This window comes from Desulfomonilaceae bacterium, from assembly GCA_041662605.1.
In the GTDB taxonomy this organism is placed as follows: Bacteria; Desulfobacterota; Desulfomonilia; order Desulfomonilales; family Desulfomonilaceae; genus CAJBEZ01.
This window is the reverse complement of sequence record JBAZSD010000021.1, coordinates 40187-65763: the sequence shown is the minus strand read 5'-3', so window position 1 is coordinate 65763 and position 25577 is coordinate 40187. Positions and strand designations below refer to the sequence as shown.

General features: G+C 48.1%; 19 protein-coding genes. 8 read left to right on the top strand and 11 right to left on the bottom strand.

Annotated features, from left to right (window positions below):
- The first annotated feature begins 69 nt into the window (after positions 1-69).
- From WC647_15060 to WC647_15050, 3 genes are all read left to right on the top strand, one after another.
- Complete coding sequence (locus WC647_15060) at positions 70-1671, top strand: DUF4070 domain-containing protein (protein MFA6223627.1); 1602 nt, start codon at positions 70-72, stop codon at positions 1669-1671.
- Between the two features lie 102 nt (positions 1672-1773).
- Entirely contained in the window at positions 1774-1998 is a 225-nt protein-coding gene (locus tag WC647_15055; GenBank protein MFA6223626.1) for an addiction module protein, read from the top strand.
- Positions 1998-2291 carry a type II toxin-antitoxin system RelE/ParE family toxin gene (locus WC647_15050; protein MFA6223625.1) on the top strand — a complete coding sequence of 98 codons (294 nt, stop codon included), beginning with the start codon at positions 1998-2000 and terminating at the stop codon, positions 2289-2291. Before WC647_15055 ends, WC647_15050 begins: the two co-directional genes overlap by 1 nt.
- 123 nt (positions 2292-2414) lie before the next feature.
- Here the strand turns inward: WC647_15050 and WC647_15045 are convergent, their stop codons facing one another.
- A complete protein-coding gene (locus WC647_15045) occupies positions 2415-3104 on the bottom strand; it encodes a DUF1847 domain-containing protein (GenBank protein MFA6223624.1) in 690 nt (229 codons plus the stop codon).
- Positions 3105-3160: 56 nt separating this feature from the next.
- Entirely contained in the window at positions 3161-6103 is a 2943-nt protein-coding gene (pruA, locus tag WC647_15040) for an L-glutamate gamma-semialdehyde dehydrogenase (GenBank protein ID MFA6223623.1), read from the bottom strand.
- 187 nt (positions 6104-6290) lie between these two features.
- On the opposite strand from pruA, the gene pgi reads away from it, so the two are divergent.
- From pgi to WC647_15020, 4 genes are all read left to right on the top strand, one after another.
- Complete coding sequence (gene pgi / locus WC647_15035) at positions 6291-7934, top strand: glucose-6-phosphate isomerase (GenBank protein ID MFA6223622.1); 1644 nt, start codon at positions 6291-6293, stop codon at positions 7932-7934.
- A gap of 65 nt (positions 7935-7999) precedes the next feature.
- Positions 8000-8692, top strand: coding sequence for a 6-phosphogluconolactonase (pgl, locus tag WC647_15030; GenBank protein ID MFA6223621.1), 693 nt, complete (start codon positions 8000-8002; stop codon positions 8690-8692).
- Between the two features lie 122 nt (positions 8693-8814).
- Positions 8815-10410, top strand: coding sequence for an MFS transporter (locus tag WC647_15025; protein ID MFA6223620.1), 1596 nt, complete (start codon positions 8815-8817; stop codon positions 10408-10410).
- Between the two features lie 44 nt (positions 10411-10454).
- Positions 10455-10796: a DMT family protein gene (locus WC647_15020; protein MFA6223619.1), complete on the top strand. Its 342-nt coding sequence runs from the start codon at positions 10455-10457 to the stop codon at positions 10794-10796.
- A gap of 36 nt (positions 10797-10832) precedes the next feature.
- Here the strand turns inward: WC647_15020 and WC647_15015 are convergent, their stop codons facing one another.
- From WC647_15015 to galE, 5 genes are all read right to left on the bottom strand, one after another.
- On the bottom strand, positions 10833-11726 hold the full coding sequence (locus WC647_15015) for a DMT family transporter (protein MFA6223618.1): 894 nt from the start codon (positions 11724-11726) through the stop codon (positions 10833-10835).
- A 119-nt stretch (positions 11727-11845) separates the two neighbouring features.
- Positions 11846-14809 (bottom strand): phosphoribosylformylglycinamidine synthase subunit PurS, encoded by a 2964-nt coding sequence (locus WC647_15010; GenBank protein MFA6223617.1) that lies wholly within the window; start codon positions 14807-14809, stop codon positions 11846-11848.
- Positions 14810-14884: 75 nt separating this feature from the next.
- Positions 14885-16987, bottom strand: coding sequence for an acetate--CoA ligase family protein (locus WC647_15005; protein MFA6223616.1), 2103 nt, complete (start codon positions 16985-16987; stop codon positions 14885-14887).
- 89 nt (positions 16988-17076) lie between these two features.
- Positions 17077-18081, bottom strand: a complete 1005-nt coding sequence (locus tag WC647_15000) for an NAD-dependent epimerase/dehydratase family protein (protein ID MFA6223615.1) — start codon at positions 18079-18081, stop codon at positions 17077-17079.
- Between the two features lie 36 nt (positions 18082-18117).
- A complete protein-coding gene (gene galE, locus WC647_14995; GenBank protein ID MFA6223614.1) occupies positions 18118-19110 on the bottom strand; it encodes a UDP-glucose 4-epimerase GalE in 993 nt (330 codons plus the stop codon).
- A 157-nt stretch (positions 19111-19267) separates the two neighbouring features.
- Between galE and eno the strand changes: the two genes are divergently transcribed.
- On the top strand, positions 19268-20545 hold the full coding sequence (eno, locus tag WC647_14990; protein ID MFA6223613.1) for a phosphopyruvate hydratase: 1278 nt from the start codon (positions 19268-19270) through the stop codon (positions 20543-20545).
- A 2-nt stretch (positions 20546-20547) separates the two neighbouring features.
- On the opposite strand, the gene WC647_14985 is transcribed toward eno, so the two are convergent.
- From WC647_14985 to WC647_14970, 4 genes are read right to left on the bottom strand one after another with little or no spacing between them, the layout of a single operon-like run.
- Complete coding sequence (locus WC647_14985) at positions 20548-22716, bottom strand: hypothetical protein (protein ID MFA6223612.1); 2169 nt, start codon at positions 22714-22716, stop codon at positions 20548-20550.
- Positions 22713-23075: a hypothetical protein gene (locus WC647_14980; protein ID MFA6223611.1), complete on the bottom strand. Its 363-nt coding sequence runs from the start codon at positions 23073-23075 to the stop codon at positions 22713-22715. Before WC647_14980 ends, WC647_14985 begins: the two co-directional genes overlap by 4 nt.
- A gap of 51 nt (positions 23076-23126) precedes the next feature.
- Positions 23127-24119: an SUMF1/EgtB/PvdO family nonheme iron enzyme gene (locus WC647_14975; protein MFA6223610.1), complete on the bottom strand. Its 993-nt coding sequence runs from the start codon at positions 24117-24119 to the stop codon at positions 23127-23129.
- A 31-nt stretch (positions 24120-24150) separates the two neighbouring features.
- A complete protein-coding gene (locus tag WC647_14970) occupies positions 24151-25572 on the bottom strand; it encodes a Ni/Fe hydrogenase subunit alpha (protein ID MFA6223609.1) in 1422 nt (473 codons plus the stop codon).
- Between the last annotated feature and the right edge of the window lie 5 nt (positions 25573-25577).

Sequence of the window (25577 nt, the reverse complement as noted above, 5' to 3'; positions counted from 1 at the left end):
TTTTGGTTAGCTTTTTCCCATAGTCATCAACTGGGAAAGTAAAGTAAAGTTCTTTCCCCGGAATTACTCATGCAAACGCTTCTAGTCAATCCCGTTTATTCACAGACATTCTGGTCATACAACAAAGTCCTGAAAATGACCGGCAAAAAAGGTCTACTTCCTCCACTCGGACTTTTAACCCTCGCTTCGCTCATCCCAAATGACTGGAATGTCGAGTTGGTAGATATGGTCTTACAGGACATATCCGAATCCCAGTGGGACCGATCAGAACTGGTTTTCATCTCAGGAATGACAGTTCAACAAAAGGGCATTATCGAAGTCATCAAGGAAGCGAAGAAGCGTGGCAAACCTGTGGTAGTCGGTGGGCCATGGTCTTTTCACGTTCCTGAGCAGGCTTTCGAGGCGGGCGCTGATCTTGTCGTAAGAGGCGAAGCAGAAGTCGTCATGGGCGAAATTCTTGCCTGTCTAAAGAAAAAGGATTTCGGACGCATCATTCAATCAGACGAACGAGCCGAAATGACGAAAAGCCCTGTCCCGAGGTTTGATTTGCTTGATATGAACGCCTACGTAGACATGGAGGTTCAGTTCACCAGAGGCTGTCCGTTCAAGTGCGAATTCTGCGATGTCACTATGATGTTAGGTCGAAAAGTACGCGCCAAAAACCCTGAACAGATCATTCAGGAACTTGAACTCATTTATAAACTGGGCTGGCGGCGGCATGTTTTTTTTGTTGATGATAATTTTATCGGTAGCGTTAATAAGACGAAAGCCTTGTTGAAGCAATTAATACCCTGGATGGAAGCCAGAAATAAGCCTTTTGATTTTTACACCCAGGCGTCCGTAAATCTGGCCGCAGACGAAAAGCTCATGGAAGACATGTATGTCGCAGGATTTAATAGAGTCTTTGTGGGAATAGAGACCTCAGATGAGGCCAGTCTTATAGGCGCCGGGAAAATTCAGAACACCAACGTAGATTTAAACCAGGTGTGCCGGAAAATTTCAAAGGCAGGGTTCCAGATAATAGCCGGCGCAATCCTTGGGTTTGATGAAGAAACCAAAGGAGCTGGTGGGCGTTTGACTAGCTTCGCCGAGAAGAACCACATTCCGGAACTATTTACTACTCTTCTTCAGGCAGGACCCGGCACAGATCTCTCCATCCGGCTTCAGTCGGAAAACCGTCTGTTGGAAATGAAAGAAGAGAATTTGAGTAATCAAACCGGTCTGGTCAATTTCGTGCCTACCAGGCCTCTTGAAGAAATTGCTAACGAATTCGTAGCTGTTTACAGCTCATTGTATAAACCCGAAACCTATATTGAGAGAGCTTATAATCACTTCGCAGAGATGAAACCGCCTGAATATAAAAAACCTTTTAAGCGCCCATATTTATGGGAACTCAGGGCTACGGCCATAACAATATTTAGAAATGGGATAGTTTATTCTACTCGATTCCTGTTCTGGAAATACTTCTTTAAAGCGTTATGGAAATTTCCGACCCGCTTTGACCGATTCCTGGTGTCATTGATCGTGGCGGAACATTATTACGATTTCAAGAATAAAATTCGTAGCGGTATCCAATCACAATTGACGGAACTTTCCCCGGAATTGAGAAACAATTTCTACGTTAAGTTGAAGACAGTTCCTGAGTGCGAGCCACTTCCTCAACATAGCTAAAAACGGTAACACATTGGAATGTTCTGATTTGTTATCTTGATTGAAGTATTAAATTATTAGACAATGAGATTTGAGGCAGAAGAAACATTCAGGAGAGGAAATATGGGCATCGAAGAACTGAGAAACGAGGTTTTGAAATTAAATCCGGAGTCTCGCGCCTATTTGGCCAAAGAACTTATAAATAGCCTCGATACAATAAGTGAGGTTGAAATCGAAAGTCTATGGGTGACTGAGGCCGCAAGGCGGGACAATGAATTGGACCAAGGCACGGCCCGAGGGTATTCCGCCAAAGAAGCTCTCACCCGTGTCCGAGCTAGTCGGAAATAATGCATAGGCTTGTCATCCACGAAGCTGCAGAAGTTGAAATCAATCAAGCAGCAGATTTCTATGACGGTCAGTGTCCCGGACTTGGTTCGACATTTCTGGACCAAGTAGAAATAGCTATTGAAAACATTCAGCAGTTTCCTACTGCGTCATCGCCCATTCAAGGCAGGATCCGAAAAAAACACCTGAAGACATTTCCTTACTCGTTGATCTATTCCGTACTACCTGAAGAGATGAGAATTCTGGCCGTGGCCCACATGAAGCGACGTCCACTTCACTGGCATGGCCGTCGCTAACATAAAAAGCGCATATCAGGGAGTGAATCTATGGAAACTATTTACGTCAGAGGTAGCCACTTTCTGAATTCGTGAATCGATCTTACTCACATCGGGATCAGATGGTTTAATCATGTTGTCTTTTTACGATAGCAGTTTTTTGTAATACGTGCCATGAAGGTAAATCGGGGCCAATGGGTTGTGGCCGGTAACACGATCCTTGACGGCTAAAACGGTAGTGTAGGCCTCGGCATGTTTGAAGAACAAAGAATCATGTCCAACACATAGCCCAAGCAGCACGTTAAAATCAGTTTTCTCGTCATTGAGTAGCATCGCTTGAAAAACCGGATTACACATTGCCTCGTCAGTTCCCTGAAAGATCTTGTCCTGATCCTCTATGCCAATAAGGTCCTTTGAAGTTCTTCCAGCCTTGCAACAGACCGAAACAACATCAAAGCCATTTTTTTTAAATATCTGATCCACAATCGCCGCCTCATTCTTCAGTCCGACACAAAAAACAAGCCCAAGCCGTTTGAAACCCATGCGGTTTGCAAATTCACAGATTTCGACGATGCGGGTTTTGGTGGGTTGCATCACGTAGGGACGCTCTTGTCGATTCGCGTAGCACGCTGACTCCTGCACTGACGCCTGGTGGGCGAAATTCTGGATCTCGGGATTTTCGTAAATGCTGTTAGCCTTGGTCAAAAGCTCTTTACGACTGACAGTTGGGCAGCCTTTGTGACTGGAGCCACTCTCGTACATGCATAACATCTCGGGCATTTGATTGGGGCAAGTGGCGCAAGTGGGATCAATTTTCTTCTTATTTTGGGACATGTTAAACTCCTCCAGGATTAGGAAACAGATTTGGGGATTTTGCGTAATTCTGAAACTTATTTATCAGCCTGGACTCTAGGGGCGAACCCTCGTCTAAGCGTGTTTTCACTGATACTCCTAATGTTCATGAACTGTAAGAGATAATCAGGGCCACCCGCCTTGGAGCCCACACCAGACATGCCGAACCCTCCGAAAGGCTGTCTTGCCACCAAAGCGCCTGTTATCTTTCGGTTGATATAGAGATTGCCAACCCTGAAATCACTCTTGACCTTTTGAATGTTAGCAGGGCTCCTTGTAAATATGCCACCTGTAAGCGCATAAGGCGTGGCATTTGCGATGTCTATAGCGTCATCGAGGTTTTGCGCTTTTATGACGACAAGAACTGGGCCGAATATTTCTTCCTGGGCAATCCTGGAATCAGGGCTCACGTCAGTGAAAATCGCTGGTCCCACAAAATAACCGTCTCTCTGAACACTGCGGACAAGGACAGCTTTCCCCTCCCGGTTGCCCAGCCTTATGTAGTCTTCTATTTTGTTCATTGCCGCCTTGTCTATTAGCGGCCCCATATAAGTCGCAGCTTCTTCCGGAGGCCCTATGACGATACTCTCCATAGCCTCCTTTAATCTACGGCAAAATTCATCATAATGGTCTCCGACCACAATAACTCTGGAACATGCCGAACATTTCTGCCCCTGAAAACTCAATGCGGAGTCAAGGACTCCCTTGACAGCTTCATCCAGGTCGGCAGTTTCATCGACAATTATTGCATTCTTGCCGCCCATCTCGGCAATGACCCGTTTCACGTTGATTTGTCCGGGTTGCATGGCTCCGGCAAGTTTGACAATGTTCAGCCCCACATCTCTTGAGCCGGTAAATGCGATGAAATCGATTATGGCGCTTGCAACAAGACACTCTCCCACTTCCTGGCCAGGGCCTGGAACAAAGTTCAAAACCCCCGGGGGAAGTCCGACAGACCTGAATATGTCTGTGAGACGCCATCCCAGGACAGGCGCCAGACTGGACGGTTTGAAAATCACGCAATTCCCTGTAACCAGAGCGGCCGACACCATACCGGTTGATATCGCGAGTGGGAAGTTCCACGGAGCGATAACGGCGCCGACGCCTCTGGGTTCATAAAAATATTCGTTTACCTCACCGGGATAATTGCCCATGGTTTTTGGATCGCCAAGTCTGGTCATCTCCGCAGCGTAATATTCGAGATAATCTATCGCTTCCGCCACATCTCCATCAGCCTCGGTCCATATTTTTCCGACTTCGTAGACTTCCAGAGCCATGAGTTCGAATCGTTTCTTGCGAATTTCCTGAGCGGCTCGAAGCAGGATCCCTGTTCGTTCTTCAACAGAGGTTTTTCTCCACGAAGGCCAGGCTAATCGGGCCGTTGCAATTGCCTTCTCAGCGTCTTCTTTCGATCCTGCGCAAACATGGCCGACGATTTCGTTTGGGCTTGAGGGATTGAGTGACAGGATCTTCTGATCCGTCCAAACGTCCTTGGCTCCGATCAAGATAGGATATTTCCGGCCTAACATTTGTCGCGTCTTTCGGAGCGCCTCTGTCATGTTCTTGCGGTTGTCGAAAATTGAGAAATCAATCAATGGCTCGTTTATGAATTCCTGATGGAACGATTCAAAAGATTTTTGTCGATCCGACGGCTTTTTGGGGGCTTTGAGCAATTCATCGACGGAGACGCTTTCAGAGAAGGATTTGCGGAGGAAAGACTCATTTGAGGTGTTTTCCAGTAATCTCCTGATCAGATAGGCCATTCCAGGGATTAATTCACCGATCGGAGTGTAGGCACGTACCCTGTAATTCATTTTCTGCAGCGCCTGGCGAACCGGCTCAGCCATTCCGTAAATCATCTGGAATTCTAAGGCCGGTAGAGGCAGATTCAACGCATTGGCGGTAGCTATGGCGTGACTGATACTCCTGATGTTGTGTGTGGCGATTGCCGGGCGTATGCGCTCCGTATTTTCAAGAAGAATCCTGGTGAGTTCTTCGTAATTCAGGTCGGTCTCTTCTTTATTCAGAAAGACAGGTACAGGCCAACCCTGCTGCTGGTTAATGACCGTTTCGTAGTCCCAGTATGCGCCTTTGACAAGGCGAACAGCGATTCGATTTTTTGTCTTTGTCGCCCAATCCATGAGGCTGAGAAGGTCACTTTTTGTTTCAGGGAGGTACGCCTGAAGGACCAGACCAGCGAATTTCAGATCAGGGACGTCATCGAATAGGCTCCTGAAAACAGCTATTGTTAGGCTCTTGAAATGGTAACTTTCCATATCCAGTGTGATTGACACGTCCATTTCAATTGCCTGCTTAATGAGCGGTATCAACGTTTCCTTGATGTTTCGTATTGAGCCGTCCCAGTTCCTTGGGTCGATCTGGGAGTATAATGACGAGATCTTGACTGAAACATCCAGAACAGGAATTCGCCCGTGATTGTCATAGTCGACGATGGGAACTTCCGGCCATTGATTTATCAGGGGGGCCACATATTTGAGGAGCCTCCTGTAACGCTCGGCGTGACTGAACGCCTCAGAATCAGCCAACACCGCCTCACCCAACAGGTCAACACCGAATGTGATTCCCTCATCTCTCAGTTTCTGTAATACTTTTAGCGCATCGTGTTCATCTCGGCCCCCGATAAACTGCTCAGCCATAGATTCCACGCCGGTTCTAACGGCTTTGGCCGCAACGTGAGGCAAAATACCCGAGAGCCGCCCGATACCATGCAGGAAAGGATTGTCCGGGACATCCTCAAAATACTCCTTGAGCATTCTAACAACGAGAGGGTCGCTCTTTAGAGTAGGGAGGACATCCACGAACCGAAAAAGCTGAATTTTGAGGGCTTCATCTTTCATCACCCAATCGGTAAGCCGCCCGCTCCATTTTTTTCTATCGAACACGGAAGGGAGTTCCTGTCCCATTAGTGAATAGATCTTTTGACCTATTTCATGTATTCGATCTTCAATGCTCTGTGACATTGGTTATCCTTGCGGTAATCAATCCGGGAGTAAAATGTTACTGGAAAACAATAATACATTTGTGAAACAAATTACACGTCAAGATCCTAACTCATAAAACGGGCAGGAGCGGAACAATTTGATCACAGATCTTAATATCGCTAAAATAACCTTTCTATGCCTACCAAGGAGATAAAGGAGCAAGAACATGACCTCGAAAGTAGCGCCACTTACTGAACTACCAGCATGGACGGCTCTGGCAGCCCACTATGAGCGAATCAGGAAACTGAGTCTCCGAAAGCTATTCGAGGACGACCATAAACGGGGCGAGCGCTTCACATTGGAGGATGTGGGGATTTATCTCGATTATTCCAAAAATCTGATAACTGAAGAAACCTTGAAACTCCTGATTCAGCTTGCGGAGGAATCGGGGCTAAGCGATCGGATAGCTGGCATGTTTCGCGGAGACAGGATCAATGTTACCGAAAACCGGGCCGTTTTGCACGTAGCCCTACGCGCTCCGAGGGACGCGACCATCCTTGTGGACGGAGTGAACGTAGTACCTGAAGTCCACGCGGTTCTCGACAAGATGACTCAATTCTGCGCCCGCGTCCGAAGCGGAGAATGGAAAGGCCACACGGGCAAGCGCATTGCCAATATCATCAACATTGGTATCGGGGGCTCCGATCTGGGGCCAGTGATGGCTTACGAGGCTCTCAAACATTATAGTGATCGCTCTATGACCTTTCGGTTCGTCTCCAATATTGATGGAACAGACTTCCGGGAAGCTGTTCAAGATTTGGACCCGTCTGAGACTCTTTTCATAATCTCGTCTAAAACTTTTACCACGCTGGAGACAATGACGAACGCCCATACCGCTCGCTCCTGGTTAGTCGCCGGCCTCGGGGGAGATCAAAAATCTGTCGCCAAACACTTTGTCGCTGTTTCGACCAACGCCAAGGCAGTGACTAAATTTGGTATTGATACCGCGAACATGTTTGGATTCTGGGATTGGGTCGGTGGGCGGTACTCCATGGACTCGGCCATCGGCCTTTCCACAATGCTATCCATTGGTCCGGACGACTTCAGTGAGATGTTGGCCGGCTTCCACGAGATGGATGAGCATTTCCGGCGCACAGCTTTCGAGCGTAACCTTCCGGCGCTCATGGGGCTTCTGGCTATATGGCGTAACAACTTTTGCAACGCCCGCACTGTGGCTGTCTTGCCGTACGAGCAGTATCTCAGTCGTTTCCCGGCTTATCTTCAACAGTTGACAATGGAGAGTAACGGCAAACATGTCACGATCGAAGGAACCAATGTTACCTATCAGACAGGGCCGGTCTACTGGGGTGAGCCGGGGACCAACGGTCAGCACTCTTTTTATCAGTTGATACATCAGGGGACCGAAATGATTCCCTGTGACTTTATTGCGTTTGGCCGATCGATCAATCCCGTCGGTCGTCATCACGACATGCTTCTGGCCAATGTTTTCGCCCAGGCGGAGGCCCTGGCGTTTGGAAAGACACTTGAAGAGGTGAAAGCTGAGGGAACTCCGGATTGGCTCGCTCCACACCGTGTGTTCGAAGGCAACCGCCAGTCCAATACCATCCTCGCAGAGCAACTGACTCCGAAAACGCTCGGCAGACTTGTCGCGTTGTACGAGCACTCAGTATTTACACAAGGTGTTATCTGGAACATCAACTCATTTGACCAGTGGGGAGTGGAACTGGGTAAAGCGCTTGCAGAGAGGATTATTCCCGAACTTGAGTTGTCGGAGGAGCCTGTTCTCATCCATGACGGTTCGACTAACGGCCTTATCCGTCGCTATCGAAAAATGCGGGCCACCACATGATGAACGTTGATCTATTATGGGCGCTGATCTAAAAGAAGGGGCAACCTAAATGGGGAGAATCTGTCATGAAGATCAAAGTTTTTGCCGACGAATATTCGGTCGCCCAAGAAGCCGCCGCTATTATCGCAGCGGAGGCCAGGGAGGCGGTCGCCGACCGCGGAAGATTCGTTATGGCGCTCAGTGGTGGTCGCACTCCGTGGGCAATGCTACGGTCTCTGATAGCTCTTGATGTCCCATGGGAACGCGTGCTGCTGGCTCAAGTGGACGAACGGGTGGCTCCCGTAGGCGACCCGCTCCGAAATCTTACTCACATCAGTGAAATCCTCCTGCAAAACCATAGAATCGACCCAAAGCAGGTCTATGCGATGCCGGTGGAGGAAGAAGACCTATCTTCCGCCGCTAGCCGTTACGCGACAATTCTGCGAGAGATAGCCGGGGCGCCGCCCGTGCTTGACCTGGTCCACCTTGGACTAGGACCGGACGGACATACCGCTTCGTTGCTGCCCGAAGACCCCGTTCTTGAAATCACCGGAGAGGATGTCGCTTTGACCGGCCTTTATCAGGGTACACGTCGAATGACATTGACGTATCCGATCATTAATCGTTCCCGGATGATTCTGTGGTTGGTGACAGGGGGAGAGAAGACTGAAGTAGTTGAGCGACTTTGGAATGGCGATCAATCAATTCCATGTGGCCGAATCCGGAGGGACAATTCTCTGATCCTGGCCGACACTGCAGCGGCTGGACAATTGGGGTGACGGCAGGGTCCTAATGGAGTTTCTCGATTACCCCTGTCAAGTTGATACAAGGTCACGCTCCTTTCCAATGATGAATTTCGGGGATACATTAACTCAGTGAATTAGTTTACCCGAAGGTCGGCATGTCTGAAGACAAAATCCAAAATTATTCTCCATGGAGCCCACTAGCCTATTCAGTTTTTCGAGCGCTATGGATAGCGGCCACGGTGTCAAATGTTGGGACGTGGATGCAGAACGTGGCCGGTGTGTGGATGATGACGTCCCTATCGAGTTCGCCGGTCATGGTCTCCCTGATGCAAACTGCGAGCAGTCTTCCAGTTTTTTTGGTGGTGCTGCCCGCTGGAGCGATCGCCGACATAGTTGATCGAAGACGACTCCTGCTTTTTACTCAGGGCTGGATGACAGTCGCCGCCGCAGGCTTGAGTATTGTAACGTTTATGAACGCCACAACCCCATGGATACTGCTCTCTTTTACTTTTGCCCTTGGGATGGGGGCGGCCATGAACATGCCGATCTGGCAAACGGTGGTTCCACGCCTGGTTCCCAGAAAAGAACTACCGCAGGCCGTGGCGTTAAACAGTGTGGCTTTCAACATCGCCAGAGCGATCGGTCCGGCCTTGGGAGGGGCTATTGTGGCGTTTTGGGGACCAGGTCCGGTATTTTTTTTGAATGCGTTATCTTTTCTAGGTGTGATTGTTATAATTTATCGTTGGGATTCGTCTCAGAGGGAAAATCCGTTACCAGCGGAACATGTGATGGGGGCAATTCGCGCGGGAACTCGATATATTCTTCATGCCCCAGAATTGCGTTCCGCGTTAATCCGCTGTTGCATATTCGTCACTTGCGGGAGCGCCCTATGGGCGTTGATGCCATTGGTAGCCCGACATGAACTTGGCATGACATCACGCGGCTATGGGGCTCTTGTAGGTTTTTTCGGATTAGGGGCTCTAGCCGGCGCCGCGATTCTACCGAGCGCCAGAAAGAGGATGACGCTCGACAACCTGTTGATTTTGGCGACTATAATTTTTGGGATAGTGACAGTCACGCTCGGATACCTACGAATTGATTTCCTGCTTTACGGCTTCATGATTGCCGGAGGGATAGCCTGGGTAACTGTAATGGCAAGTTTTAACGTGGCGGCCCAAACGTCCGCCGCCTCATGGGTTCAGTCACGGGCGCTAGGATTTTACACACTGGCTTTTCAGGGACTAATGGGTGTGTCCAGTGTTATGTGGGGGACAATAGCGGAATTCTGGGGAAACTCGTTGGCTCTTCTTTTAGCCGGATTTGGTCTGGCGACAGGAGTAGCGGGGGCTTTCCTGTGGCCCCTAAAGGGGATCAGAGAATTGGATCTCAGGCCATCGTTGCACTGGTCCGAGCCGCTTGTGGCTTTTGATCCGGATCCGGAGGATGGGCCAGTGCTGGTAATGGTTGAATACCACATTGACGTGGAAAAATTGGGCGAATTTGTTGACTCAGCATACGAACTTAAACGTATTCGCCATCGTGACGGCGCTAGACGATGGGGCTTGTTCCACGACATTACTGATCCGGGGAAATACGTGGAGACATTCATTGTAGATTCCTGGGCTGAGCATGTTCGTCAGCACGCGCGTTTCACTATTGGAGACCGAGCGGTCGAAGACCGGGTCCGTTCTTTTCATGTTGGGTCCAATCCTCCGGTGGTCTCACATTTGATTCATGTCAAAGGAAGATAAATCCCAAATACATATAAACCATATTAAGAAGGTATTAGTATAATATGCCGGTAATTTTGAGGACATTGACACTGCTAATGTTGTCAAATATTTTCATGACCTTTGCTTGGTATGCCCACCTTAGAAATCTGAATGACAAAAAGTGGTACATAGCCGCTTTGGCGAGTTGGGGCATCGCATTGTTCGAGTATCTCCTGCAAGTCCCTGCAAACCGTATAGGCTATACTGAGTTAAGTCTCCCGCAACTGAAAATAATGCAAGAGGTCGTTACATTGGGGGTATTTGCTCCGTTTGCTATATTTTATATGGGCCAACCGCTTAAGCTGGACTATCTGTGGGCGGCCTTCTGTTTGCTTGGCGCCGTTTATTTTATATTCCGTTCGTAAGTGTGGAACACAGCGACGCTGATAATTTGGAGACTTTTATTCTGATGTTGCAAATATGACGCCGGCTAAAATCATCACACCACTGAACACATGAATGGCCGTTACCTGTTCACCCAGCAATAACAGACCCTCAACACCGCTAAAGAGCGGCAGACAGTAATAGACAAATGACGCGCGGGCGGGACCAATGATTGCGACCGATTCATTCCAGCACAGGTAGGCTAACAATGATGGACCGACACCCAAATAGAGAATCGCCCCCAAGATGGCCGGGGTAAAGTGGACCGCCTCTGTTTCAGGTAGTTTCCACAGGAACAATGGCAATAAAAAAAGCATGCCTATAATGAATAGAGAAAATAGAAATGTGAGCGGACTGAGTTCACCAGGTTTCATCCTGACCAAAATGGTGTAAAGGGCAAAAGACGAAGCCTGTCCAAGCATCCACAAATCACCCTCAGAAAACGTCAAATTCGCCAAATGTGAGATCTGACCACTGGTGATGAGCAACACAACTCCGGCGGTAGCCGCTACTAGACCTATTACCCTACGAAGAGTCAGAGTGTCGTGCAGGAAGATTCGAGCAAAAATGATTGTAAAGACGGGGGAACTGATTGCTATCAGAGTCAGATTCAAGGCTTTGGTGGTAGCCGCGGCTATGTATACAACGGTGTTGCAGATCGTCAACCCAAGAAAAGCTGTAAGGGCAAGATAGCCGAGATGCTTGCGAATTGCTGGAAACTCTTGGCGTAAATGGCCTGCCACAAAAGGCGCAAGAATAGTAATCGCTATCAACGAACGGAAAATAAAAATGGTAACCGGCGGAACTGAATTCGAAAGTATCCTGGCTACAATGAAATTCCCGGACCAAATTGCCGTGGCCGCCAGAACCAGCGAATATCCCTTGATGAATCTGTAATGTTGTTTAAACAACGCTCCCGTAGTCTCCAAGGCTTAAGAGCCGGAAGCAGATCCTGGCATGCGAAGATATTAGCCACAACCTCCTGAGCCTTATTGTAAAATTGGGCAAACCATAATCCTCGACAGGCGCCTTAGAGACCAGGCGCTTGCCAAGCCTTCTTTAATTCCCAGATGTTTATGTCAAGAACTGTCTCGCCGTTCAAACCCTCGACAGTCAGGTTGAGGTCGGACGAAGTATCTCCGATAAGTGACAAGGGAAAACCCTCTAAGGTTTCTTCAAACTCTTTGCTCTTAGACGTTGAGACGCTGATGAGGAAACGGCAAGGGGTTTCTGAGAATAATGCGAAGTCATCACGGGCAACGCCCCCATATCCCAGTTTGGCAAGGCTCACCTTTGCTCCGATTCCTCCAGAAAATGAACTTTCCGCCAGAGCTACACCGAGACCGCCATCTGAAATGTCGTGAATCGAAGCGACCAATCCCTGGGTCACAGCCCTGAACAGGGCCCTATAGGATTCAATCGAGGACTTCGGGTTCAATACCTTGGGGATCTTTGATCCTATGAATCCCCTTGAAGCCAAATATTCGGACGCTCCAACCTCGTCTCGCGTTGTTCCAAGGACGTATATCAGGTCTCCTGATGTTTTGAAATCGGCGGTAACGGATTTTCGAACGTCCGGCACAACTCCCACAGCCGTAAAAAGAACGGTCGGGGGAATGGATATTTTTGAACCGCCGATGAGATAGTCATTTTTCATGCTGTCTTTTCCCGAGATACACGGGATATGATACTCGACGCACAGCTCGTAAAGCGCTTTGTTCGCTCTCACCAACTGTGCGAGTTTATATTCTCCGTCAGGGGTTTTTTCGGATTTTACCGGATCACACCAACAGAAATTGTCTAGGCCGGCCATGTGGTCCGGGTTAGCGCCAACAGCGACTATGTTTCTTACGGCTTCATCTATTACGGCTGTCATCATCCAGTATGTATCTATATCAGAGTATCTTGGGGCGATTCCGCAGCCCACGGCGACACCGAGATACCTGTCCAGCATAGGTCTTTGAACCGCTGCGTCCCCAGGACCATCATTGTTCAAGCCGATTAGGGACTTGACCACGGAGCCTGCTTGAACCTCATGATCGTATTGACGAATCAGCTTCTCTTTGGAGCAAATGTTCCAGCGGCTCATTAATTCAAGTAATTCCTGATTCAGGTCCAGAGGACATTCAAAATTCGGTTCCGGGTGTTTGGGAGGTTCCCATGTCGCCTTCAGACGCATCTGCGGAACTCCGTCATGCAGAAAGTCCAGGGGAAAATAGGCTATCGGCGCATCATGCCAGTAAACGATGAAGGACTGATCATCGGTGAATTCTCCGAGATCCGTCGCCTCCACGTCCAATTTTTCCGCAAGAGCCATAAATTCCGACAGCTTGTCGGGCGGGACGGCTACGGTCATTCTCTCCTGAGCTTCTGACAACAGGATTTCCCACGGCTGCAAACCGGGATATTTTAAAGGCGCTCTGTCCAGCATGATGTGGGCCCCACCCGATTCGTTCGCCATCTCACCTACGGAAGAGGAGAGACCGCCCGCTCCGTTATCGGTTATAGAGCTATAAAGCCCCCGATCTCTAGCCATTAGTAAGAAATCAGTCATGCGTTTCTGGGTTATCGGGTCTCCAATCTGAACGGCCGTTGCGGGCGAGCCTTCATGCAGCTCCTCCGAAGAAAAAGTGGCTCCGTGGATACCGTCTTTGCCTATCCTTCCGCCCGTCATGATAATCCGGTCACCGGTGTTGGCCTTTTTGATGTGCGCTGGCCTGCCGTTAATGGTTGCAGGCATCAACCCACCTGTCCCACAATAAACCAGTGGTTTTCCAAGATAGCGTTCATCGAAGACAACAGCGCCGTTCACGGTAGGAATTCCGCTTTTGTTTCCACCGTGTTCGACTCCTTCGCGAACTCCTTCAAAAACCCGTCTGGGGTGGAGTAGACGAGGTGGGATAACCCCATTAAAGTCAGGCGGCGCAAAGCAAAAGACATCCGTGTTGAAAATTAAACGGCAGCCTAGGCCGGTGCCGAATGGATCGCGATTTACCCCAACTATGCCCGTCAAAGCGCCACCGTATGGGTCTAAAGCTGAGGGTGAATTATGTGTCTCGACTTTGACGACCAAATTCCATTCGTCATCCAGTCTAATTACGCCTGCATTATCCTTGAATACTGACAGGCAGAAGTCGTTGTCTCCGAGTTTGGCGCGAATATCTTCGGTCGCCTTCTGAACATAAGATTTGAACAGGCTGTTGATTTTGGATATTTGTCCGTTTTCTTCATAGTCAATGGCCGCATTGAAAATCTTGTGCTTACAATGCTCGGACCATGTTTGGGCTAGAACCTCCAACTCACAGTCGGTAATTTTCTCGTTCAATCCCAGTTTTTTCCTCTGGCTGACAAATTCCGGGTTATTGAAAAAACTCTGGATCGTCTTCATCTCTTCCAGATTAAGGGCCAAAACGCCTTCCTGGCTTATGCGCAATAACTCTGAATCCGACATGTTGAGGTCGATTTCCTTGACGATAATTTCCGCCTTGGATCTCACGATTGGGACGTTTATCATCGAACGATCGTCAGATGGCGCAAAAACCTGAGAAGTCTGGATCAGATCGTTAGCGAGCAAATCTTTGGCTATTCCACCAATTTCATCGCGAGTCAGTTGTCCTGTGAAGAAGTATAATTTTCTGCTAAATACGCCCCCGCCTGATGTCAATTTGACGCCGAGAGTCCTTTCAACGGACTCTCTGGCGGTGCGACCAACGTTGTCCGTTACGCCAGGTCGGTATCCTACCTCAACAAGCCAGTCGAAAGGCAAACTAATCGGTTCATCAATTGTGGCTTCCTGGATAACCGGGTCTACGAAAACATCCTCGACAAGAGATTCAAGTTCCCGTCGTTCAAGGTCCATATCAATTATGAAACCTTCAGCGACCCGAACACTATCAACTTGGAATCCGAGATCCGACTTTATCCGTGCGGCTGTTCGTCGGCCGGCCGGATCAGGTAATGATTGTTTTAAACATACATCTATTCGGTGTGGCATATCAAAATCCTAGATTCTATTTGCACATTGAGATATTTGCGTCGTTTCGAGTCAATTATTATTGACTCGCCCTGTCTAGACTTTCAGGAATATCCTCGCGTCAATCGCTGTCGCTCCTGAAGGTGAAACCCACACAGGGTTAACATCTATCTGGTCTATGGCTGGGAACTCGACCATCAAAGTCGACACGGCTGAAATTGTCTTGCGTAGGCTATCCCTATCGATAGGAGCCCTACCTCGGACACCCTTGAAAATCTCCGATCCAGGAAGTTCATCAATCATCTCATCTATTTCCCGCGAAGATGGGGGCGCTATTCGAAGGGAGGCTTTTGCGAAAACTTCCACTAGTACACCACCGTAACCCACTAGCACAAGAGGTCCAAATTGAGGATCGCGTTTTCCTCCAACAATCAGTTCGTATGTTCCTGCTTCGCGCCGAGCCATTTGTTGAATGAGACATCCGTAAAGGCCAAGGTCCGTTTCCGGAATGAACCGTCCCCACATGTTGTCCAAGGCTGATCTGACTTGATTCAGGTCTTTTAACCCCAGTGTTACCCCGTTTCTATCCGACTTGTGTGATATCTCCCGAGCGATGACTTTGACGGCGTATGGGCCTGGAAAATCAGGAGGTCTGGCTAAAATGTCCTGGGTTGGTTTGATTACCGTGTAATCGGGAATGTTAAGGTTAGTAAACCTGAGTATGTCAAGGGCTTCATGCAACAGAGGCGAACGACCTTCAGAAATTGATTTGTCAATAATTCTCGCGATGGCTGATCTATCCATTTCCACAGGCTTGGTCGGCTCGGAGCTTTCCTGTTTTATCAATTCGCGGCGATTCTCAAATCTGATTGAGGTGTCTAGAGCGCTGACAGCTCTTTCGGGAGATATAAATATCGGGAAATCAAAGTCTTTGAGCAGACGGGATATTTCCACCTGTTCAGTAGAGACACACAGTGCCACCGGTTTTTGATACTCTGTGGACAAGGATGCGGCAGAACGCAGCAATTTCCGTGAGGCTTCTCCCTCAACCATGGCGAAATACGTTTGCAACAACAGGATTCCATCAACATTTGGTTGTTGCAGTGTATGTTCGACGATCTGAACATAAACCTCAAAATCAAACAAATCACCGAGGTCCAGGGGATTAGCCAGTTTGATCACATTTGCCCTGACTTTCTGTCTAATCTGGTCCAGAAAATCTTCATTAAAAGGCGGCAAATTGAACCCATATGTGAAGGCAGCGTCCGCTGCGATAACAGCATGACCGCCCGACCTGGAAATTATTGCCAGGTTGCGGCCCTTCATTGGGGGTACTTTTAATATCTTCACAAAATCTACACAGTCGCGCATGTCGCGAAACCGTATCATGCCCGATTGGGTCAAGGCCGTGTCAACGACTTTGTCATCATTGGCCAGGGCATCTGTATGAGACTGCGCAATAGTTTGGCTGAATCCGCCTATGTTGGCTTTGTGGACGGCTATCGGCTTGGAGGATTTCCTTGCCAGTTCCATAAATCTTCTACCATCGGGAATTGATTCGAGATACATACAGATTACAGATGTTTCAGGATCTTCAATATAATACTCCAGGAGATCATTCTCATCTATGTTGAGCTTGTTTCCTATTGAAGCGAACTTGCTGAAACCGAGCTGCTCGCTGTCGAACATGTTAAGGAAGGATAACGCCACTCCCCCGCTTTGGGCTATAATTCCGACCTCACCGGCTCTGAATGTATTATGGAGCCTGGCGAAAGGGGTTGTCAGGCCATTGGAGGCGTTCATGATCCCTATGCAATTGGGACCTATAAATCTTATGCCGTACCTGGCTGCGATTTCTTTCAGGGTTCCACTCAATTCAGCGCCCTGGCCTCCAAATTCACCAAAACCGCCACTTTCTACGATTGCCCTCGTTATCCCTTTCTTTCCGCACTTTTCTAACAGGTCCGGGACCGTTCGCGCGGGAGTAAGGATTATGGCCAGATCAATCGGTTCGTCTATTTCGTCCAAGGATTTGTGTATCCTTCGGCCAAAAAGCACACCTTCATCCAATCCCACGAAGTGAATTACGCCAGTGTATCGGAACTCAAACAGGTTCCGGGCTATTTCTTTCCCAAGGTTTCTAGGATCGCTTGAAACGCCGATGACAACAACCGAAGATGGATTAAATATTTTGTTCAATTTTGACAACCTTTCAATGGCAAACAGAAAGTGGTGTTATTATGGTATGTTAATTTCTTTGGCTTGTTGATGTCTTCAAGAAGTTACCCTTACCGTTCAATGTTTAAGAATCTGAACTCCCTGACTTTGTCAACCAAAGTTGGATTGTCCTGATACCATTTTACAAAAGGTTCAAGTCCCTCTCGTAACGATGTTGACGGCTTGAACCCCAGTTTCTCGGAAGCCCTATCAATGCTGGCAAATGTGGCTACCACGTCCCCAGGCTGAGCAGGAACCATTTCCTTGATAGCTACCAGGCCGCTAAGTTCTTCCAGCGTAGAAATAAAATCCGTTAGTCCCACAGGCTCATTGTTTCCCAGGTTGATTATCTCATATTGATTGAGTTTCGTTGTCATCAGCGAAGCCAAAACGCCGGTTGTCACATCATCTATGTATGTAAAATCCCTCTTGTTGTTGCCATGATTGAATACCTTTATGGGATCTCCATGGCGCATTGCTTCAAGGAAACTCCAGTACGCCATGTCTGGTCTTCCCCACGGGCCATATACGGTGAAAAATCTTAGACCAACTGTTTGGAGGCCCCACAAATGGGTATATGCGTAAGCTATCAGTTCATTGGACCTCTTGGTCGCAGCATAGAGACTCACTGGGGTTTCCACCGGATCATCTTCGCTATAAGGAAGTTTTGTATTTCCACCATAAACACTCGAACTGGAAGCGTAAACGAACCTTTGGATTGAGTTCAGCCTTGACTGCTCGATCAGGTTGACGAACCCTTCGACGTTAGCTTTCTGATAAGAGTAAGGATTTTTTAGAGAATATCTAACTCCCGCCTGTGCGGCGAGATGACATACCATGGAAGGCTTGTGGTCCTTGAAAATGCTCTTAACAGATGATAGATCCGAGATATCGGAGTTGATTGAAATAAAGTTCTTGTTTTTCCTAAGAATTTCATCTCTGGCGAACTTCAGATCAGGCGCATAATAAGAATTAAAATTATCAACACCAATTACAGTTGAGTCTTCATTTAGCAACGCCTTTGCTACATAAAAACCGATGAATCCGGCTGTGCCGGTGACCAGAATCCGTGCCATCTTTTTCCTCTAGGAGACGTTTAGACTTTGCCTCAACTAATTAGTGTAACCATGAGGGCATAGAGAAAACCATTTTATAACTTCTGTGACAATTGAGTCCAGATTGGATCGTTTTGGCTCCCAATCAAGAAGCTCGCGAGCTAGAGAGGCGTCAGCGACCAGTTCCGCAGGATCGCCCGGTCTTCTGGGACCAAAATTCGGGGTAATTTTAACTCCCGATACTTTTCGGACAGAGTCCACTATTTCAAGGTTGCTATATCCCATTCCGGTTCCCAGGTTAACTCTTATGATGGGCGTCTCGTCCAGCTTGGCGCAAGCCTTGAGATGGGCTTCCGCGAGGTCCGTAACATGGATGTAATCGCGAACGCACGTCCCGTCTCTAGTCTCATAATCATTTCCAAAAATTGTGAGATCTTCCGACAGGTCCAGCGCAAATCGGACTACATTTGGTATCAGGTGAGTTTCAGGCTTGTGGTCTTCTCCCAAGCCGAAATCCGGTTCACATCCGGCTGCGTTGAAATATCTCAACTGAGCGGACCTGATTCCGTACGCGACATTGTAATCCTCCATCATCCACTCAATTGTAAGTTTGGTTCTTCCATATGGAGAAATTGGATTCTTGGGGTGATCTTCCGTGAGGGGGAGTTTCTGTGGGTAACCATACACGGCGCAGGTTGAAGAGAAAACTACCCTGTTGTGCCCGGTATGGCGCATGGCCTCCAGCATGTTGAACGCGGCCAGAACATTGTTTCTGTAGTACTGAGCTGGGTCCGAAACTGATTCTCCGACAAGACAACTGGCCGCAAAATGAAAGATTGCGTCATATCGATTTTCCGAGAAATGTCTCAACAAATTGTCATAATTGAGCAAATCATCTTCGATAAATTCAGAATCCCGCAACGCGGACCGGTGTCCTTTGGACAGGTTGTCCATTACAGTTACGTTCAATCCACAATTCGTGGCATACAGGGAAAAATGTGAACCTACGTAGCCCGCTCCACCAATTACAAGGATTCGGGAAATTTTCAAAGCCAAGTCCCCCTTTTAATTATCACTATCCACAGACATTAATCCTACACAGTAGGAGGCGTTTATGGGGATATTATGCTACAATAGTAACACTAGTGGCCCCGTCAGGCAATTCATTCCCCGAGAAGTTTAAGTGTGCGACCAAGGAGGCGATGAAATGAGATTTGATATTGGTGAAGTTAAGGCTCGTGAGATTCTTGATTCCAGAGGAAATCCAACCATCGAAGTGGATGTAATTCTCGAGGACGGCGCTTTCGGCAGCGCTGCTGTGCCCTCGGGAGCGTCAACAGGAGAGAACGAGGCTGTGGAGCTTCGCGACGGTGATCCTGATCGTTTCCAGGGAAAAGGCGTGCTAAAAGCCGTAGAAAACGTGATGAATGAGATTAGGCCGGCAGTGCTTGGAATGAACGCGCTGGATCAGGCCTCGTTGGACAGAATGCTGATCGATCTGGATGGCACTGTTAATAAGAGCCATCTGGGAGCAAACGCGATTCTCGGCGTCAGTCTCGCCGCATCCAAAGCCTGCGCTGCTGAGTTGGGCATGCCGTTGTATAGATACCTTGGAGGGGTAGACGCCAGACGTTTGCCTATTCCAATGATGAACATTCTTAACGGTGGCGCTCACGCTGACAACAATGTCGATATCCAGGAATTCATGGTCATGCCTGCAGGAGCGTGCTGCTTCGCCGACGCCCTGAGAACTGGCGCAGAAATCTTTCACACACTTAAAAAGGTTCTAAAAAGTATGGGATTGAACACATCTGTAGGCGATGAAGGGGGTTTCGCTCCAAATCTGAAATCGAATGAAGAGGCTCTGGCAGTCATTGTCAGGGCAATAGAAGAAGCTGGTTATGTTCCTGGAGGAAATGTCTGGATAGCGCTGGATCCTGCGGCAAGTTCTTTTTACAAGAATGATGTCTATGATCTCAAAGGGGAAGGAAAGAAAAAGTCCGCTGAAGAAATGATAGATTTTTATGAAGATCTCATAGAACGTTACCCGATCGTCTCTTTGGAAGACGGTCTGGATGAGAATGACTGGGATGGATGGGCAATGCTCACTGACAGGCTGGGTCAAAAGGTTCAGCTTGTAGGTGATGATATATTTGTTACCAACGTGGACTTGCTTTCTAAGGGAATCGAAAACGGCATCGCGAATTCAATTTTAATAAAACTCAATCAGATAGGCACTCTGACTGAAACAATTGACGCTGTCAATCTGGCTTTAGCAAATGGTTATACGGCCGTAGTTTCGCATCGGAGCGGAGAAACCGAGGACACGACAATAGCTGATTTAGTGGTGGCCTTAGGTACCGGTCAAATTAAGACCGGGTCGGCCTCCAGGACTGATAGAATAGCCAAGTACAACCAACTGCTCAGAATAGAAGAGGACCTTGGGAATAGCGCACTTTTCGGTTCCCGTACTTTTCGATGGTGATATCAGGGAGCCTGTAATAATGTATTCGGAGGTTGTCCCAGGGCGTCATCGCCTCGGGACGGCTTCCCGCATAAAGGAGTTTTTTTGTAAGGCCCCGGTTTTGTCCACACCGGGTCATCATACCTGTCGTGGCAGGGTAGGCAGGGTACAATTCCAAGTATTCTGTTGAGTTCTTCTTTATTGAACCCTCGGCTCAGCTCATGAGAGGATCCCTGCTTCTGGTTTCCGTGAACATCAATTATTCCATCCAGCGGAAAATCAATCTGTAAACCGCTGCCGGATGAATCATAGATTGGTGAGATGGAAACAGTGTTTTTCATGGCATCCCAGGAAATATTTCCTTCTCCTAGTCCCAAAGCTTTTGAATCAAGATGACAATCTATGCACCTGGGGACTTCTTTTCTTGTGGTATGAGGATGAGTGGGGCCGATCGCGACTGAATTCAAACCGTTTTTCAAAGGCATTATCTTGGAATTGTAGGGGTTAATCACTTCGCCTTTTTCATTTACGACCGTGTTCCATACCTGGCAGCCCGGCACGAGGATACCGACGCGACCCCTGGAATTTATGCCAAACATGTTTTTCTCAAATCTGAAATATGAACGTCCTTCAGCCCAAGCCCCACGGGTCGTTTTTCCGGAGATGTGATCTTTTCCTTCCAGGCCAAGATTCAGTATCTGATGACATCCGTAACATTGAGGGCTCCAGGCGCTATGGCATGTGTCGCATTCAAGACGTTCATGACCTTTGATGTTGTGGCCCCGGTTGTCATTGGTAATGACTTTGACCGGACTCTCTTTGCCAGACAGTTTACTTGTCAGGACAAGACCTTTTTCAGTCTTTCGGATATGGGGCAAGGGACGGTCCCTGGATGTTCGAAGAATTTGATCCGTGTCTGAAATTTTTATGAACTTGGAACTACGGTTTAGCGCCACGGTAAGGGGATCGTTGAAATCCGCCACTGTTACTTTGGGTGGATGATCATACTCTCCGTGGCAGTCTTCACATCTAATTTCAATCTGATCCTTCATCCGGCCGTAAATTTTGCCGTCTCCCATAGTATCCTGGGAAGTGTGGCAATCTATGCAACCCATCTTCTTTTCGAAGTGTATGTCAGGAACCAGATTCAATACGAATCTTTCGTCACTCAACGTCTGGTTGTCATAGAATCCGCCCATAAAAGGGGTCCCGTACTGTTCACTTTCCATCTCACCATGATAGTTTAGGCCCGTTCTGGCGCTCCTATTGTGACACGCTCGACAGCGATCATCTTCTATCTTTGTGTTTATGGAATGGTAAGCGGCATGCCCCGCTTCATACCTGTTAATTGTAGGGTCACCTCCCTGGTATCGACCTGTCTGATCGTAGGTCGCATGGCACGCTGCGCAACCTGCAAGACGTCCCATCTTTTCTTCAGGCTGTTTCCCCCACAAGTGGCAGGTCGAGCAGAATTTTCGGAAGTGGCTTTCGGCCAGATGGATTGTCTGATTTTTGGTCAGCTCTGGTCCAATTTCATCCAGCCTGGTTTTACCGTCCGAAACAGGCCTGATTCCATAACGCTCCTCTCCCATTTTCGCCACACCCCACTGAAAACGTAAAATTCCTATGATTCCCGCGTTGGTCGCCATTATTGAACGTGGGGTGTTTCGAACTCTGTCCAGTATGGGAGACGCCTTGTCAGTATGGCAAATGCCCATGGTAAGGGAAGATCCTCCACAGCTTTGGGACGCAAGATCCAGGCGGGTAGGGTTGGCTCCTCCGATCAAACCACGATGAGCGCCTTTCACTGTGAGATCAGACCCGCTGCCTCCATGACATATCACACAGCCGAATGTGGAGTTTGGGTGCGAAGTTGAGGTATCCTCTATTCCAAAGTGACATGTTAGACAAAATTCTGATGGCGTTTTTCCGCCGAACGGATGTATTTCCATCACTCTGGGAGTAAACTTTCCTAATTCCTGGAGTTTGGCTCTGATAATTTTCTGTTTTTCGTCCAACGGCTCATTTTGAAGCTGCTCATTAAGGAGGGAAACCGCCAGAGAAACGCCCTGCAACTGATATTTTTTCCACTCCGGGTTATGCTCTCGGTAAGACACCACAAAAAAGGCTACGAAGAAGAGCGCCGAGCAAATTATCAAGACGCCGAAAAAAAAATTCCCCTGATTCTTCAATACAAAAATCCCCATAAAGTCAGAATCGACGCAATTCCAAGAACCCCGAAAAAGACGACGGAGGACGTTTTCCCATGGCCTAACAAAATAGGGTCAAGAGCCACGAGCAATAAACAAACGATGGGTATCACAATGCCGGCCAACTCTGGGGAAAGACTTCTCAACATCTGTTGGATTCCGACAAAAATCCAGGGGGCTTTAACATTTTCCACGGGGACACCGCCAGGATCCGCAGCCCCTTCCATGGGAGCGTCAACAAGAGCTGAAATGAGACAAATCAGGGCGCATGCGCAAACCAGAGCGATGAATTCCTTTAGCGCCAGATTGGGGAAGGTTTTTACTCTAATGATTTTTGTCATGCCGCGACTTTTGGTCTAAACGAGAGCATTGAAACGGTAAAACGAGGGGCTTTAGTCCTTGACTATGCGGAAACCCACCGTCCGATAATAGCCTCTTGGAACAGCCTTATGGACGTTTTTAATCCTTCTCGATGAGAGAGGAGCAGCCCATGATCCGCCTCTTATTATCTTTTCCTGGCCTAATGATGGGCCCAGAGGATTTTGTGACGGGCTCAAGGCATAGTAATCACGGCTGTACCAATCAGCGCACCACTCCCAAACATTTCCTTCTATTCCCGTGATGCCAAAAGCTCCCGGCGTGGCCAGGTACACTGGGGTGGATTGTTCCTGGGTAGGGAGAGAAATATCATCGGCCGGAGTTTTCTTTGATGTATACAAGGCCGCCTTTTCCCATTCCGCTGAGGTAGGCAGGCGCCCCCCAGCCCACAGGGCATAGTCTGAAGCTCCATACCATGAAACATGAGTTACCGGTCTATCAGCAAATCCCGGCTTTGGCTGAAAAAATCCATTCACCTTTGTGACAGGAGATGATGGATCGCCAATTCTGAGACTCGGTAAGCCATTACTGGAAATTTCTCCTTTTCTATTAAGAAATTTACAGAACTCAGCATTGGTGACTTCATATTTCGATACGTAAAATTCACCCAGATACACAGTATGTAAAGGCCGTTCATCGGGCCTTCCGGTTTCTTCAGGGCTCCCCATTTCGAAAGGTCCAGCCGGAATTAATATCATGCCGGTGTATTTGCCGATCCCTTCCGCCACATTGGCGGTCTCAATAGATAGATCGCGTCTTTGGGGAGACACTCTCTGATCAGGCAATGGCGGAATAGGGACAGCGGGACCGAATGGACAGGAAGGGAGCAAAGGGAAAGAAAATTCCCCTTCCTGGTATGTTGGAGCCATCATCAAAGAATTCTGGGCCCCAAAATCAGTGTGGTTAGCCGGCGATTGATCTTGCTCACCACTTCTCAAATCTGCCATTGTGAAGAGCGAACTCGAAAGGACAAGAAGCGCTACGATTATATTCAAAATGATTTTCATTGATTATTCGATGATTACGTTTTCTCCGATTCTATACATATTTTGTGTCAAGAACAACCCCATCGGATCCAGCAAGATCTATCTGAAGATTGAGCCCTCCTATCAAATGTGTAGAGCAACTCAGGCATGGATCAAAAGCCCTGATTAATCCTTCAATTCGATTGAGAGCGTCCTCTGTTATATTGTCGCCCTTAAGGAAGCGCCTTGCAACTTGCAGGATTCCTCTATTCATGGCGAGGTTATTATTACCGGTAGCTACTATCATGTTTGCCCATGTAATCAACCCCTGCTCATTGACGCGATAATGATGTACAAGGATCCCCCTTGGAGCTTCAACTACGCCGATACCCTCAAACTCGTTGTTTTTAGCGAAGGATCTTACGTGAGGACTCAGTATTTGAGGATCGCCAAGAAGGTGTTCCGTTGTTTCGAGGCAAAAAAGAATCTCGATCAACCGAGCGTAATGATTATAGAATGAACTCAATGCCGGGCCCCGCTCCAATCCTCTGAATTCGGCCCATTCCTGATCGGCTTGATGGGTTCCGCAACCATCGCAAACATTCATCCTTGCTGCCGGACCCGATTTGTAAATGCCTTCAGGATAACCTAATGGTTTGTAATAAGGTGATTTAAGATACGACCAGGATTCTGAATTTTCACCAAGATAGTCCATATAATCATCAGGAGCCACGTCATCCTGAATCCTGAATCCTTTAGAATCAATAAATCTCAATTTCCCCTCAACATGTTCAAGATTGTTCCGGTCATTTACAAGAGCCACGAAAAGTGTAGGGAAATTCGCAAATGTTCGAATTTCTTCCCTATACTTTTCAAGGTTTCCCTTGAACCAGTCCAAGGTCCGATGAATGATCTCGAAGCCTTGAGGAAGCAGCCCCATGATTGCGTCGCGAATTTGTTCATTCAAGGGACTGTTTACACCACCAGGCACTACCCAGGACGGGTGGATGCGTTTCCCGGCGCATAACTCGATGATTGTCTGACCAATTTTTCGTAAATGGATTCCATCCATTACTAGCGAGGGATGTTTTTGGGCCAGTCCCAGAACATTTCTGTTTTCGGGATCTGAATCGAATCCTAGAACCAGGTCCGGTCCTGAAAGATGGAAGAAACTCAACGCATGGGACTGTATAAACTGACCGCAATTTACAATACGCCGCAACTTCTTGGCTGGTTCAGGGATCCGAACCGCAAGGATTGAGTCGCAGGCTTTGGCGGAAGCTATTGAGTGGCTCACCGGACAAATACCACATATTCTTTCCACCAAAGAAGGCATTTCGTAGAACGGCCGACCTTCTACGAATTTCTCGAAGCCTCGGAACTGGGTAACATGAAACTTGGCGTCAGAAACGCTTCCTGAATCATCAAGAGTTATGGTTATTTTACCATGCCCTTCTACTCTGGTAATCGGTTTAATCTGCAGTGTTTGGGTCATGTCAC

Excerpts from the sequence above, each read along its gene's own strand:
- WC647_15060 (MFA6223627.1), top strand. The coding sequence starts at position 70 with ATGCAAACGCTTCTAGTCAATCCCGTTTATTCACAGACATTCTGGTCA.
- WC647_15055 (MFA6223626.1), top strand. The coding sequence starts at position 1,774 with ATGGGCATCGAAGAACTGAGAAACGAGGTTTTGAAATTAAATCCGGAG.
- WC647_15050 (MFA6223625.1), top strand. The coding sequence starts at position 1,998 with ATGCATAGGCTTGTCATCCACGAAGCTGCAGAAGTTGAAATCAATCAA.
- WC647_15045 (MFA6223624.1), bottom strand. The coding sequence starts at position 3,104 with ATGTCCCAAAATAAGAAGAAAATTGATCCCACTTGCGCCACTTGCCCC.
- pruA (MFA6223623.1), bottom strand. The coding sequence starts at position 6,103 with ATGTCACAGAGCATTGAAGATCGAATACATGAAATAGGTCAAAAGATC.
- pgi (MFA6223622.1), top strand. The coding sequence starts at position 6,291 with ATGACCTCGAAAGTAGCGCCACTTACTGAACTACCAGCATGGACGGCT.
- pgl (MFA6223621.1), top strand. The coding sequence starts at position 8,000 with ATGAAGATCAAAGTTTTTGCCGACGAATATTCGGTCGCCCAAGAAGCC.
- WC647_15025 (MFA6223620.1), top strand. The coding sequence starts at position 8,815 with ATGTCTGAAGACAAAATCCAAAATTATTCTCCATGGAGCCCACTAGCC.
- WC647_15020 (MFA6223619.1), top strand. The coding sequence starts at position 10,455 with ATGCCGGTAATTTTGAGGACATTGACACTGCTAATGTTGTCAAATATT.
- WC647_15010 (MFA6223617.1), bottom strand. The coding sequence starts at position 14,809 with ATGCCACACCGAATAGATGTATGTTTAAAACAATCATTACCTGATCCG.
- WC647_15000 (MFA6223615.1), bottom strand. The coding sequence starts at position 18,081 with ATGGCACGGATTCTGGTCACCGGCACAGCCGGATTCATCGGTTTTTAT.
- eno (MFA6223613.1), top strand. The coding sequence starts at position 19,268 with ATGAGATTTGATATTGGTGAAGTTAAGGCTCGTGAGATTCTTGATTCC.
- WC647_14980 (MFA6223611.1), bottom strand. The coding sequence starts at position 23,075 with ATGACAAAAATCATTAGAGTAAAAACCTTCCCCAATCTGGCGCTAAAG.
- WC647_14975 (MFA6223610.1), bottom strand. The coding sequence starts at position 24,119 with ATGAAAATCATTTTGAATATAATCGTAGCGCTTCTTGTCCTTTCGAGT.
- WC647_14970 (MFA6223609.1), bottom strand. The coding sequence starts at position 25,572 with ATGACCCAAACACTGCAGATTAAACCGATTACCAGAGTAGAAGGGCAT.